12 protein-coding genes and 1 pseudogene are annotated in these 12,297 nt (G+C 71.3%); 6 read left to right on the top strand and 7 right to left on the bottom strand.

Translation table 11 applies throughout. The annotated features are described in order from the left end of the window. Positions 1 to 165 precede the first annotated feature (165 nt). Complete coding sequence (locus VE546_RS19305; protein ID WP_324924004.1) at positions 166 to 627, top strand: GNAT family N-acetyltransferase; 462 nt, start codon at positions 166 to 168, stop codon at positions 625 to 627. A gap of 114 nt (positions 628 to 741) precedes the next feature. On the opposite strand, the gene VE546_RS19300 is transcribed toward VE546_RS19305, so the two are convergent. The 3 genes from VE546_RS19300 to VE546_RS19285 form a co-directional block, all read right to left on the bottom strand. Further along, complete coding sequence (locus tag VE546_RS19300) at positions 742 to 2,433, bottom strand: ABC-F family ATP-binding cassette domain-containing protein (RefSeq protein ID WP_324924003.1); 1,692 nt, start codon at positions 2,431 to 2,433, stop codon at positions 742 to 744. A gap of 717 nt (positions 2,434 to 3,150) precedes the next feature. Continuing rightward, the gene (locus VE546_RS19290) at positions 3,151 to 3,477 is read right to left on the bottom strand and encodes a hypothetical protein (RefSeq protein ID WP_324924083.1); all 327 of its coding nucleotides are present in this window, start codon (positions 3,475 to 3,477) and stop codon (positions 3,151 to 3,153) included. A 252-nt stretch (positions 3,478 to 3,729) separates the two neighbouring features. Beyond that, positions 3,730 to 4,626, bottom strand: coding sequence for a hypothetical protein (locus tag VE546_RS19285; RefSeq protein WP_324924001.1), 897 nt, complete (start codon positions 4,624 to 4,626; stop codon positions 3,730 to 3,732). 184 nt (positions 4,627 to 4,810) lie between these two features. Here VE546_RS19285 and VE546_RS19280 point away from each other — a divergent pair. Beyond that, positions 4,811 to 5,634: pseudogene (locus tag VE546_RS19280) on the top strand (transposase family protein). Here VE546_RS19280 and VE546_RS19275 read toward each other — a convergent pair. Next, the gene (locus tag VE546_RS19275) at positions 5,623 to 6,120 is read right to left on the bottom strand and encodes a hypothetical protein (protein WP_324924000.1); all 498 of its coding nucleotides are present in this window, start codon (positions 6,118 to 6,120) and stop codon (positions 5,623 to 5,625) included. The pseudogene VE546_RS19280 and the gene VE546_RS19275 overlap by 12 nt on opposite strands. Before the next feature lie 49 nt (positions 6,121 to 6,169). After that, the gene (locus VE546_RS19270) at positions 6,170 to 6,643 is read right to left on the bottom strand and encodes an ATP-binding protein (protein ID WP_324923998.1); all 474 of its coding nucleotides are present in this window, start codon (positions 6,641 to 6,643) and stop codon (positions 6,170 to 6,172) included. 130 nt (positions 6,644 to 6,773) lie between these two features. On the opposite strand from VE546_RS19270, the gene VE546_RS19265 reads away from it, so the two are divergent. The 3 genes from VE546_RS19265 to VE546_RS19255 all read left to right on the top strand — a co-directional run bounded on the left by VE546_RS19265 (position 6,774) and on the right by VE546_RS19255 (position 9,050). Beyond that, positions 6,774 to 7,592 (top strand): helix-turn-helix transcriptional regulator, encoded by an 819-nt coding sequence (locus tag VE546_RS19265; protein WP_324923996.1) that lies wholly within the window; start codon positions 6,774 to 6,776, stop codon positions 7,590 to 7,592. Continuing rightward, entirely contained in the window at positions 7,589 to 7,891 is a 303-nt protein-coding gene (locus VE546_RS19260) for a DUF397 domain-containing protein (RefSeq protein WP_324923994.1), read from the top strand. Before VE546_RS19265 ends, VE546_RS19260 begins: the two co-directional genes overlap by 4 nt. Positions 7,892 to 8,171: 280 nt before the next feature. Further along, complete coding sequence (locus VE546_RS19255) at positions 8,172 to 9,050, top strand: hypothetical protein (protein WP_324923992.1); 879 nt, start codon at positions 8,172 to 8,174, stop codon at positions 9,048 to 9,050. On the opposite strand, the gene VE546_RS19250 is transcribed toward VE546_RS19255, so the two are convergent. Then, positions 9,040 to 9,882, bottom strand: coding sequence for a helix-turn-helix transcriptional regulator (locus VE546_RS19250; protein ID WP_324923991.1), 843 nt, complete (start codon positions 9,880 to 9,882; stop codon positions 9,040 to 9,042). The two genes, VE546_RS19255 and VE546_RS19250, sit on opposite strands and share 11 nt — an antisense overlap. A gap of 70 nt (positions 9,883 to 9,952) precedes the next feature. Beyond that, complete coding sequence (locus VE546_RS19245) at positions 9,953 to 10,717, bottom strand: SDR family NAD(P)-dependent oxidoreductase (RefSeq protein WP_324923989.1); 765 nt, start codon at positions 10,715 to 10,717, stop codon at positions 9,953 to 9,955. 287 nt (positions 10,718 to 11,004) lie between these two features. On the opposite strand from VE546_RS19245, the gene VE546_RS19240 reads away from it, so the two are divergent. Next, a partial coding sequence (locus VE546_RS19240; RefSeq protein WP_324923987.1) for a GAF domain-containing SpoIIE family protein phosphatase occupies positions 11,005 to 12,297 on the top strand: 1,293 nt, incomplete at its 3' end.

The following is a 12,297-nucleotide window of genomic DNA, read 5'->3' as shown; positions in this document are numbered from 1 at the left end:
CACCGGACGACCGGTGGCTAGAGTCTGGAGGCCTCGGGGCTGGACACGGCGGCAGCCTAGTGACGCCGGGCGCCCCCTGTCCACGCGTTTACGGCGTGCTCCGGGCGCGGACCACCGCCTCATCGGTAATGACCGCAGCCCCTGTTCACTCCTATGCTCCGGCGGATGCAGTCCATAACGATCAGGCGTGCCGTCGCGCGGGACGCGGAGCGTCTCACCGCACTGGTCCAGGCGTCCGGCGCCTACCGGGGGCAGTACGCCTCGATCATCTCCGGCTACCGGGTCACCGCCGACTACCTCGCCCGGCACCGGGTCTTCACGGCCGTCGACGCGGCCGGGCGGCTGCTGGGCTTCTACGCGCTCGTGCTGGAGCCGCCGGAACTGGACCTGGCCTTCGTGGCGGACGACGCGCAGGGCACGGGCATCGGCCGGCTCCTGGTGGAGCACATGCTCGGCCAGGCCGGACGGGCCGGCCTGGCCTCCGTACGCGTGGTCTCCCATCCCCCGGCCGAGGAGTTCTACCGGCGCCTGGGCGCCGAGCGGGTGGGGACGGTCGCCCCGTCGCCGCCGAAGGTCACCTGGGAACGTCCCGAACTGCGGTTCACCGTCCCGCGGCGGGCGGGGTAGCACCCGGGCGCCGCGGGGCGCGGACCGTACCGCGCCCCGCGACGGGCGCGTCCGCGGGGTGCGGCACGGCCCTCCCTCACGGTTCCCGGCGGGTGCGGGAGCGGCCGGAGTCGCTCACGCCCCCTCCTTACCGGCCTCCTTCCCGACCCCGGCCTTCGGCGCTTCGAGCAGCTCGCGGACCTCTTCTGCGGTGCTCTCCCGGAGTTCGTCCCCGAGGAACAGCCAGCGGGTGATGCCGACCGATTCCAGGAAGGGCAGGTCGTGACTGGCGATCAGGAGCGCGCCCCGGTAGGAGGCGAGCGCGCTCGTCAACTGCCGCACGCTGGCCAGGTCGAGGTTGTTGGTCGGCTCGTCCAGCATCAGCAGTTGCGGCGCCGGCTCGGCGAGCATCACCGCCGCCAGCGCGGCCCGGAAGCGTTCGCCGCCCGAGAGGGTGCCCGCCGGCTGCTCGGCGCGCGCCCCCCGGAACAGGAACCGCGCGAGCTGGGCGCGGATGTGGTTGTCGGCGACCCCGGGGGCCGTGCGGGCCACGTTCTCCATGACGCTCAGCCCGTCGTCCAGCACGTCCAGGCGCTGCGGCAGGAACCGCAGCGGCACGGACACCCTGGCCTCGCCGGACAGCGGTTCGAGCTCTCCGGTGAGGGTGCGCAGCAGCGTGGTCTTGCCCGCCCCGTTCCGGCCGACCAGCGCGATGCGTTCGGGGCCGTGCACGTGGAGGTCGGCCTCGCGCAGCGCGCCGAACCGGGGCCGCAGCCCGGCGAGGCTCAGGACGGTACGGCCCGCGGGCACGGCGGTGTGGGGCAGGCTCACCCGGATCTCGGCGTCCTCGCGGACCGCCTCCGCGGCCTCCTCGCGCCGCTTGCGCGCCTCGTTGAGGCGCTCCTCGTGCAGGCCGCGGAGCTTGCCCGCCGACTCCTGCCCGGCCCGCTTGCGCTCGCCGGCGACGATGCGCGGGGCCCGCCGCTGGGCGTCCAGCTTCTTGCCGGCCCGCTCGCGGCGGGCCAGCTTGATCTGGGTCTCCTCCAGTTCGCGCTTCTGCCGGCGCACGTCCGCCTCGGCGGCCCGCAGCATCCGCTCGGCCGCCTCCTGCTGGACGGCCAGGGCCTCCTGGTACGCGGACCAGCCGCCCCCGTACCAGCTCACCGACCCGGACCGCAGTTCGGCGATGCGGTCCACGCGCTCCAGCAGGTCACGGTCGTGGCTGACCACGACCAGCACGCCCGAGCGCCAGGAGTCGACGGCCTCGTACAGGCGGCGGCGCGCGAACAGGTCGAGGTTGTTGGTCGGCTCGTCCAGCAGCAGGACGTCAGGGCGCTCCAGCAGCAGTGCGGCCAGGCGCAGCAGCACGGTCTCCCCGCCGGACAACTGGCCCACGGTGCGGTCCAGTTCGATGTCGCCGAGCCCGAGCGAGCCCAGCGTGGCCAGGGCCCGCTCCTCGACGTCCCAGTCGTCGCCGACGGTCTCGAAGTGCTCCACGCTCACGTCCCCGGCCTCGATGGCGCGCAGCGCGGCGCGCCGCTCGGCGATGCCCAGGGCCTGGTCGACGCGGAGCGTCGTGTCGAGGGTGATGTTCTGCGGGAGGTAGGCGAGGCTGCCGCCGACGGTCACCGACCCCCGGGAGGGGCTGAGCTGCCCGGCCAGCAGCCGCAGCAGGGTGGATTTGCCCGCGCCGTTGGTGCCGACGAGGCCGGTGCGGCCCCGGCCGATGGTGAGCGAGAGCTCGTCGAAGACGGTCGTGCCGTCCGGCCATTGGAAGGACAGGGCGGAGCAGGTCACGGAGGCGCTGGGCGCGTTGGGATGGGCCATGAGGATCCTCGCAGTCGCATGCGTGGCGGACGGGGGCTTCGTATGCGAGCGAGCACCGCGCGACGGCCGGGCCGGGAAGAGCCGGCGAGGATGGGTGCGGCAGTCCTGGAGGGTGGGGACGGCTCATGCACCGAGGTCGCGCTCGCGCAGGTCACGGGTGACGTGACGGACGTACGGCCGGTGCCGTACCGCGCGGTGGTCGCGGACCTCAGATGCGCAATGTCCACCTCTATCGGAGACAACAGGACCCCACGACCGTAACGCCTCGCGCGGCGGAGCACAAAGGGATAAGGCGCCGTTTCTCACGGCGGCCCTGCGTCGTCGTGCGGAGCGTGGCGAGTCCGGTCGAGCGCCGGGCGGCGATCATCCTCGGGGCGGCCTCGGGCGTGCACGCGGCGGAAGCCGCCGCCGGTCCCCGGCCCGGCCCGGTCCACGGCCCAACGGCGTTTCACTCGGTGGAGCCGGGCCCGGGTGTGGACCGAGCGCCGACGCCCGGCAAGCTCCACGGCGACCAGGCTGTCCGGCTGCCGCCGCCCGCACCGCCGCCACGCACGCACAGCCGAGCACTTCCCCGCCCTCACAACCCTCGCCCGCACTCCCATCTGCCACCGCCGACTCGCCAGAAAGGGACGGTGTCTTCCGGGGCCGGGCGATGGGAGAACTCTCGCCGCGTACGGCGAGGGCATGGATTCCGTTACCGAGCGCCCAGGGCCGGGGCTACCCGCCTTGAATCCAGCGCTGTCTCAGACACGGGATTTCCAGCTCCTCCTGAACAACGTTCGTGGAGAACAACGTCGCAGCGAAATCAGCCGGGTCCTCCGGAGGATGATTCGCGGCGTCGATGACCAGACCCCTGCGCCGGTACAGCTTCTCCACCCCGCGCACTTCGATGACCACCTCGGCCCAGACACCACTGCTGTCCTCGCGGATTCCGAAGTTCTTCAGCACTCCCAGTTCGCCGCCACGCAGCGTTGCCTGTACTTGCGCACGGGCGACATCCTGGAAGATGTCCAGGTATTCGGTGTACTGCTCAGTCAGTGGCATTCGGCAATCCTGCGGGCTCTCCTCGGCTGGTTCCCTGACGGCGATACAGCCGTCGGTTCCGCGGCGGTAGACAGTGAGCCCTTTCCAACCTGCCGTTTGGGCTGGTCAGAAGCCTGGGACCAAACCGCACCCGCAGTCTGGCCAGGCTCCTGAGCAGCGGCCCCTGCTCGCGAGACCGGGTGCCGGCCCCTCCAGGCGGCGCCCAGCAGCCCGCGCCAGTCAGGTTGGAAAGAGCTCATTGCGGGCCGGCCTTTAGCGCAGGAAATGCAGCCAGAAAGGAACATGTTGCGGCGGAAGCTGTATTTGAAAAAGTCTGACCACGATGCGGAAATTGCCCGAATAGCTGCCGATCCAAAGCCCAGAGGATCCCGTCCGGGTTCCATGGAGCGCGCCGTCGGCGCTGAGAACCCTCTGCGCCGTCAAGTTCAGAACGGGATCGAGACCCGTACTCAAAGGCGGGTTGACCTCGACATCATGCGAACTTTCGGACATGTAAGGACCGTGCTGATCGACCACGGTTGTCCGCTGTAGCTGGGCCGTCCGATACTGCAATACTCCCGTGGCAAAGCCGACGACGACCAACCAGAGCAGCCCGGTCCCGCCAAGGGCAAGCCAGCGCGGAACCCATGTCGGCAGCTGCTCCAAGACACGCTCAGGCACCCACCAGAGCGCAAACGCAGACCACTCGCCGAGAAATCGCACACAGGCCGTGAACACTACCCAGACGGCCCAGCCGAACGCTGTCTCGGTGACTCTGCTCCGAGTCACCGGGATGGCGGTCCCAACGCCATCTAGCCGTTGCCCAAGAGTCTGAAGCAGCCCGAACACACCCTGCACCGCGGCAAGCGCGGCCAGAGCCAAGTCGATACGGGCGTCGGAGAGCCGGTCTGTGGCGTAGTGAACGATCATGTACGAGACAAGCGCACCCTGTCCTGCCAGTCCCACGAGCTGCAGGACGAGGCCCCGTCGTCTTCGTGGCGCCCGCCTGCCGCTCCGGCCGTGCAGCCAGAACGTTCCGGGGCTCGACAAGAGCCACCACACCAGAAAGGCACCCGCAAGCACGTACCCGGCCGAAGAATCGTCCCGGTCGTGGAACTGGGCGTTCAGCACCGCTGCCGCCGAAACGACAGCAACCAGCACGGCGATCACCGCTAACCCTCGGGGCAACCCCCGAATCCCTGCCGCCATCCGAGTAGTCTAACGAGCTCGTGCATTTTTGGCAGTGAGCCCTTTCCAATCTGGCGGCCGAGCATGTCAGTTGGTCTGACAGACAAGTGAAGCCCCTGGTAGATGGGTTTTCGACCAAGAAATCCGTCTCCACCAGAGGCTTCGTGTGCATGTCTGCCCTTCCGGCGTCGACGTGTCCAGTTCTGCCCTGCGCTTCCTGTCCACCAAGCTCCGCCAGCAACGCCGGAGCCCGGCACCCGATGACGGGCGCCTGAGCCCCGGTCGGCAGGCCCTGCTCACTCTCGCCCACCTCCGCAACGGCCACCCTCCCCCAGCCTCCGGCCGGGGCACCCCCAACGCCCAGCTCGCAGCCGGGTTCGGCATCGGAACCACGACCGCCTACCGGTACATCACCGAGGCCGTCGAGTTCCTGGCCGCCCTCGCCCCCACCCTCGCGGACGCGGCCCGGGCGGCATCGACGAAGGCATTCGTGCTGCTGGACGGCACCCTGCTGCCCACCGACCGGGGGCTCCTCCCGGCCGAAGGCTGGGGGAGATCGCCGCGGACCGGCCCTACTACTCCGGCAAGCACAAGAAGCACGGGATGAACGTGCAGGTCCTGGCCGATCCCTCCGGTCGGCTGCTGTGGGCCTCACCGGCTCTGCCCGGCGCCGCCCACGACATCCGGGCCGCCCGCGAACACGGCACCATCCGCACGCTCACGGACGCCGGCATCACGTGCTGGGCCGACAAGGGATACCGAGGCTCCGGGGGCACGGTCCGTGTCCCGTACCGGGGACGCTAGGAGACGCCTTCGAAAGGTCAGGAGGCCGTCAACCGGTCTCAGGCAAAGATCCGGATCTTGGTCGAGCAGGCCGTCGCCGCCCTCACGTCCTGGCGGCCCCTCCGCAAGCTGCGGTGCTCGACCACCCGCATCACGAGCCTCGTCCAAGCCGTCCTGACCCTGCATGTGGCCGGCTCAGACCGATGATGGGAAAGGTTCAGTGATGACACCGCCCGCACGACCGTCAGGCGTGTGACCGCCGGCATGGGTGTAGACGACCTCCATCTTGCCGTACGTCGCGTTGACCTTGGTTCTGGAGATGAACTCCCGCTTCCGCCCCGACCCGTCCTTACAGGTGGCGTTGTCGGGAGTTTCCTGAATATCGATGCCGAAATTCTTCCAGGAGATGGTTCTGCGGTGGTTCCGGCCGTCGATGCAGTGGACACCGAATCCGACAGGTTTGCCATCGGTGTTGTCACGGCTGCCGTAGCGCAGCGGTATGTCATGTCCCTCGGTGGAGAAATGCGTCCGGAATACCTCCCAGTTCGTCGCCGCCTGCGCCGGGGCAGCCCCGGTGACGACGATTCCGAGAGCTACGGTGCCGGCGATCCCGACTCCGGTGAGGATTCGGCAGATGCGAGTACGGGAAAACAAAAGCACCCCTTCCCGACAAGCCCCGGCCACGTCCGCCAACGCCCCGTCCGGCAGTCATGAGGGACGGCGTCCACAAGGTGGTGCGGCACTACGCGCCGTCCGCCTCCGTACCACCGCCGGGCGACCGGAGCTCGAACCAGACCGTCTTGCCGATGCCGCAGCGGCGCGGATACGCGCCCCAGGCGTCGGCGAGGGCGGCGACCAGGGCCAGGCCGCGGCCCGACTCGTCGTCGGGCGTGGCCTCGCGCGGGCGCGGCAGGACGTCGTCCGCGTCGGAGACCTCCACGCGCAGCCCCCTGTCGCCCAGGACGCAGCGCAGACCGATCTCGCGGCCGGGCGGGACGCGGGCGTGGCGGCAGGCGTTGGTCACCAGCTCGCTGAGGAGCAGGACGGCCGTCTCCGCCACCACCTCCGGTACCTTCCACGCCCGCACCTCCTCCCGCAGCAGCGCCCGCGACCGCCCCACGCTGCGCGGATGGCGCGGCAGCCGCCACCGCGCCTCCTTGGGGAGGTTCCGTCCGGGGAGGGGCAGGGGCGGTCCGGGACAGGGGTGTGGGGTCATCGGGTCCTCGTAAGGGTCGTTTTCCACATCTGTGGGTCAAACGGTGCCGTGTGCCGCCTAGCCTCGGGAGTAACCACGCGGGTACGGAGCGTTCCGTACCCTCTCGCGCACCAGGGGGAGGCGGGGCACGATGACCGACGGCAACGCCCAGCAGGCACCGGCGACCTGGCGGTACTGCGGCAACCAGATCAAGCTCTGGCGCACGCGGGCGGGGGTGAGCCGCGAGGAGCTGGGCAGGGAGGCGGGCTACGAGTACGAGTCCGTCAAGTCCATGGAGCAGGGACGCCGGAAGCCGACGCTCAGGCTGCTGGAGGTCGCGGACGAGATGTGCGGCGCGCGGGGGTTGCTGGTGGCGGCTCAGGAATATCTGAGGCCGGAGAAGTTCCAGTCGTACGCGCAGGAGTTCATGGAAGTCGAGTCCAGGGCCATCACCCTGCACTGGTACGAAACCCTGCTCGTTCCCGGACTCCTCCAGACCGAGGGTTATGCCCGGGCACTACTCAACAGCCACTGCCCACCTCTCGACGACGAGACGATCGAAGAGCGGGTGTTGGCCCGGTTGGCGCGTCAGGAAACCCTGGTCAAAAAGCCGACCGTCATGTTTAGCTTCGTGATCTATGAGGCAGCCCTACGCACCTCGGCCGGCGGCTCAGAGGTGATGAGGGAGCAGATGCGCCATTTGTTGCAAGCGGGCGCGTTGCGCAATGTGTCGGTCCAGATCCTGCCCGCGGACCGAGGAGCGCATACAGGGCTCAACGGTCCCATGGTGCTGTTGGAGACCGACGAGCATGAGTACTACGCCTATGCGGAGGGGCAGGAGACAGGTGCACTGTACTCAGCCCCGGAGAAGGTCAGTGTCTTCACTCAGCGCCATGGCGTGATCCGCATGCAAGCCCTCAGCGCTGAGGAGTCGGCGCAGTTCATCAAGGAGATGGCGGAAGAGCTATGAGCAACGGTCTGACCTGGTTCAAGTCCAGCTACAGCGACACAGGGGGCGGCGCGTGCGTGGAGGTCGCCGTCGACTGGCGCAAGTCCAGCCACAGCGATTCGGAAGGCGGTGCGTGCGTGGAGGTCGCCGCCGCCTGGGGCAAGTCCAGCCACAGCGACTCGGGAGGCGGCGAGTGCGTCGAGGTCGCCGCCTGCCCCGGCACCGTGCACGTCCGTGACTCCAAGGTCGCCGACGGGCCGCAGCTCGCGGTGTCGCCCGGCGCGTGGGCGGAGTTCGTGGCGTACGCCGCCCGTTCGTGACGCCCGGCGCTCGGGGCTCGGCCTTCGGGGGCCGAGACCCGAGCGCCTTCTCCAAGGAATGGGTGGGTTCGCAGAACCCACCCTCCCATCCTGCGGTTTTCCACTCTTCGCGATCAGGTCGCCACGCAGCGCGTTCGCGGTGTAGCGTGCGGAGCGACGGACGAAAACGACCCCCGTCGGTGCGGCAACACCGGACGAGGGTCTGACCACCGAGATCGAACGGACCGATCCCATGGCTGCTGCCAACCCTAGCGCCGCCGCGCGCCCGTACGCCCCTCCCATGGCCGCTCCCGGCTACGGAAAGCGTTCCGCCCCCGGACAACTCCCGCGCCGACGGGGCGACTTCGACCACCTCCCGCCCCGTGAGGCGTCCATCGCGGCGTACCTCGACCGGCTGCCGGACGGCGCGGCCATCGACGTCAAGACGCTCGCCCGCGAGCTGCACGGCTACGGCCAGCAGGCCGTGCGGTCGGCGCTGAACGCGCTGTCGGAGGCCGGTCACCTGCGGCGGGTCAGGGAGACCGTGGGCGAGGGCCGTACGCAGTGGGTGTACCGGACGTACTTCTCGCGCACCCCTCGCAGCGACGCCTGGTGGGCGGCCTTCCTCGCGGACGGCGTCCCGCCCGCGGCGGAGACCGGGCCGGAACCCGCACCCGAGGAGCCCGCACCCGCCCGGCCCCGGCGTTCCGAGGCGTACGAGACGCTGGCCGCCCTCGGCCGCACCGATCCGCGCATGACGCTCTCGGCCGTCGAGTGCGCCGAGCTGGAGGGGCGGGCCGCCGTGTGGCTGGCGCGCGGCGCCACCCGGCAGCAGCTCGTCCACGCGCTGACGGCCGGGCTGCCGGAGACTGTCCACTGCCCGGGTGCGCTGGCCCGGCGACGGCTGACCGACAAGCTGCCGCCCGAGCCGTCCGGGCCGTCCGAGCCGCCGCGCGTTCCGGGGACGGGTGCCCGCCGCGTGCTGGAGTGCACCGGGTGCGGGCGGCCCGGCCGGCCCGAGGCGCTGCCCGGCGGTCTGTGCCGCGGCTGCCGCGCCGAGCCGTCACCCCGGGCCGGGGGCCTCTCCGCCGCCGACGTACGCGCCCGCGTCCAGCGGCTGCGGGCCGCCGCCCGCACCGGGCCACGCCTCGGGACCGGGGCGGCGGGCGTCAGCGCGTGAGGGCCTGGTCGCCGAGCACGGACAGCAGCCGCAGCTTCTCGTAGCTCTCGCTGCCCGGGACGGCGGTGTAGACGAGGAGGACCTGGCCCTGGTCGAGGTCGTGGAGCACCTGGCAGTGCAGCTCCAGCAGGCCGACCTCGGGGTGCAGGACGCGTTTCGGTCCCCGGGGCAGCAGGCCGATCTCGTGCAGGTCCCACAGTTTCCGGAACTCGCGGCTGGAGCCGAGCAGCGCGTCGACGACCTCCGCGGCCCGCGACCGGGGACCGTCCTTGGCGTAGGCCGCGCGGAGCTGCGAGACGAAGACACGGCCGAGCATCTCGTGGTCGTCCTCGGGGTAGACGCTCCGGGCGTCCGCCCGGGTGAACCAGCGGTAGGCGAAGCTCCGGTCAAGGCCGGTGTGGCCGGTCTCGTCGCCGAAGAGCGCCCTCGCCAGGCGCGTCTGCACCAGCGTCTCCGCGAGCCCGCCGGTCAGCACCTGCGCCGGCGTGTCGTCGAGCCGGTCGAGCACGCGCATGAGGCCGACGTCGACGTGGTCGCTGCGCAGCGACCGCTGCGGCGCGGTGTGGCCGGCCAGCCGGAACAGGTGATCGCGTTCGTCCAGGGACAGGTGCAGGCCGCGGGCGATCGCGGCCAGCATCTGCTCGGAGGGGCGGGTGCCGCGCCGCTGTTCGAGGCGGCTGTAGTAGTCGACCGACATCCCGCACAGCGCGGCGACCTCCTCGCGGCGCAGGCCGCCGGTGCGGCGCCGGGGACCCCGCGGGAGCCCCACGTCCTCCGGCTGGAGGCCCGCGCGCCGCTTCCTCAGGAAGTCGGCCAGTTGCTCACGGTCCACGGGGTTCACCTTCTGTCCTCATCGCGCCCGCGCCGCCGCGCGGCGGCGCCCTGCGGTGCCCGGAGGCGGATCAGAGCAGTATTCCGCCGGACACCTCGATGCGCTGCGCGGTGATCCAGCCCGTGCCCTCGCCGAGCAGCGCCGCGATCGCACCGCCGATGTCGTCGGGCTCGCCGACACGGCCGAGCGCGGTCTGGCGGCCCAGCGTGTCGCGCATCTGTTCATTGTCCCGCATCGCGCCGCCGTTGAAATCGGTGGCGACCGGTCCCGGGGCCACGGCGTTGACCGTGATGCCGCGCGGGCCGAGTTCCCTGGCCAGGCTCCGGGTGAGCGCCTCGACCGCGCTCTTCGTCGCCGCGTACACCGCTGTTCCCTCGCTGGTGAAGCGGGTCAGGCCGGAGGAGAGGTTGACGATCCGGCCGCCGTCGGCCAGCAGCGGCAGGAGCCGCTGGGTCAGGAAGAAGACCCCGCGGACGTTGACGTTCATCATCGCGTCGAAGTCCTCGGTGGTGACGTCCGCGGAGGGGCCGAAGACGCCGATGCCGGCGTTGTTGACCAGGAAGTCGAAGTCGTCCCGGTCCCAGTTCTCCTTCAGCGCGGTACGGATGTCGTCCGCGAACCGGCCGAACCGCTCGACGTCGCCGGTGTCGAGTTGCAGGGCGACGGCTTTGCGGCCCGCCGCGGCCGCGGCGTCGACCACCTCGGCGGCCTCGGCGGCGTTCGCCCGGTAGGTGATGATCAGGTCGACGCCGTCCCTCGCCAGGGTGAGCGCCGTGCTCCGCCCCAGGCCCCGGCTGGCGCCCGTGACGATCGCGATCTTGTGCTGTGCCGTCATGTCATGGCTCCCGGTGCGGCAGGGCGGCCGTCGCGCACCGGTCGTGCGCTCGGATCGGCTCGTCCGCCGCGTCTCCCACACTCGCGTCCCGCCGGTGGCGGAACAAGGCCGCTCCCATCCACGGACCGGCAGTCCCCCGTTGCGCCCGGCACGGTCGGCCGGCGGGCCCTGGCCGCCACTCCTCGAACAAAAGGCGCATACCCTCACCCAAGCGAGGAACCAGTCCTCCAACCCTCCGGTGGACCACACCGGGCCGCGCGCCCGGCCGACGGGGACGAGGAGGTCCCATGGGGCGGAGCGAGGGATCACGACGACACGAGGGGCGCCTTTCCGGCACGTGCCTCGGCTCCCGTCCGGACGCCGGGCCGGAGCGGAGCGACGAGCGGCTCCAGGCGGTGGTGCGCGCCCAGCACCGGCTGCAGGGCCTGCTGGAAGCCGTCATGTCCATCAGCCGGGAGCTGGAGCTGCCCGTGGTGCTGCGCCGCATCGTCACCGCCGCGATGGAGCTGGTGGACGCCCGCTACGGAGCGCTCGGCGTGCTGGACGAGGACGGCGAGAAGCTGGCGCGGTTCATCCCCGTGGGGCTCAGCCGGGAGGAGGAGGCCGCCCTGGAGGGCATCGAGCTGCCACGCGGGCACGGCCTGCTCGGGTACCTGATCCACCACCCCGAACCCCTCCGGGTCGAGCGGATCTCCGCCCATCCGAAATCCGTGGGTTTCCCGCCCGGCCACCCGCCGATGCGCACCCTGCTCGGCGTCGCGATCAGCGCGCGGGGCGAGGTCTACGGCGACCTGTACCTGTCCGACAAGCGCGACGGCCGGCCCTTCGACGCCCAGGACGAGGACATCGTCGTCGCACTGGCGAGCGCCGCGGGCGTGGCCATCGAGAACGCCCGGCTGTTCGAGCGGGTCCGCTCCAGCGCCGAGAACTTCCAGCGCCTGCTGCTGCCCAGGCTCCCCGACCTGCACCCCTTCACCGGCGCCGCCGTCTACCGGCCCGCGGCGTCCCCCGAACAGCTCGGCGGCGACTGGTACGACGCCATCCTGCTGCCCGACGGCTCCTGCGCGGCCGTCATCGGCGACATCGTCGGCCACGACCTGAGGGCCGCGGCCAACATGGCCCAGACCCGCAACATGCTCCGCGCGCTGCTCTACGACCGCCGCACCCCGCCCAGCCTGGTCCTCACCCAGCTCGACCGCACCCTCCAGGCGATCACCGACAGCCCCGTGGCCACCGCCTGCCTGGCCCGCATCGAGCCCGGCGACGGCGGCTGGAGGCTGCGCTGGAGCACCGCGGGCCACCTGCCGCCCCTGGTGATCGCTCCCGGGGGCCGGACGGAGTACCTGTACGCCGAGCCGGGCCTGCCGCTCGGCGTCGATCCCGGGCAGCCCCGCCCCGACCACGTCCGTCCCCTGCCCGACGGCGCCACGGTGGTCCTCTTCACCGACGGGCTGGTCGAACACCCCGACCACCCCATCGACGGGAGCATGGACGAACTCGCCCGGACCGCCGCCGCCCACGCCGGCCTGCCGCCGGACGAGCTGTGCCGCACCCTGGCCGACCACCACACCAGCGACGGC

This window comes from Streptomyces sp. (genome assembly GCF_035644915.1).
In the GTDB taxonomy this organism is placed as follows: Bacteria; Actinomycetota; Actinomycetes; order Streptomycetales; family Streptomycetaceae; genus Streptomyces.
The sequence above is the reverse complement of the archived record's forward strand: the minus strand, read 5'-3'. Positions and strand labels throughout refer to the sequence as shown.

What these genes read in the sequence shown, in the direction of transcription:
- VE546_RS19305 (WP_324924004.1), top strand. Translation starts at nt 166, where the DNA reads ATGCAGTCCATAACGATCAGGCGTGCCGTCGCGCGGGACGCGGAGCGT.
- VE546_RS19300 (WP_324924003.1), bottom strand. Translation starts at nt 2,433, where the DNA reads ATGGCCCATCCCAACGCGCCCAGCGCCTCCGTGACCTGCTCCGCCCTG.
- VE546_RS19290 (WP_324924083.1), bottom strand. Translation starts at nt 3,477, where the DNA reads ATGCCACTGACTGAGCAGTACACCGAATACCTGGACATCTTCCAGGAT.
- VE546_RS19270 (WP_324923998.1), bottom strand. Translation starts at nt 6,643, where the DNA reads ATGACCCCACACCCCTGTCCCGGACCGCCCCTGCCCCTCCCCGGACGG.
- VE546_RS19265 (WP_324923996.1), top strand. Translation starts at nt 6,774, where the DNA reads ATGACCGACGGCAACGCCCAGCAGGCACCGGCGACCTGGCGGTACTGC.
- VE546_RS19260 (WP_324923994.1), top strand. Translation starts at nt 7,589, where the DNA reads ATGAGCAACGGTCTGACCTGGTTCAAGTCCAGCTACAGCGACACAGGG.
- VE546_RS19255 (WP_324923992.1), top strand. Translation starts at nt 8,172, where the DNA reads ATGGCCGCTCCCGGCTACGGAAAGCGTTCCGCCCCCGGACAACTCCCG.
- VE546_RS19245 (WP_324923989.1), bottom strand. Translation starts at nt 10,717, where the DNA reads ATGACGGCACAGCACAAGATCGCGATCGTCACGGGCGCCAGCCGGGGC.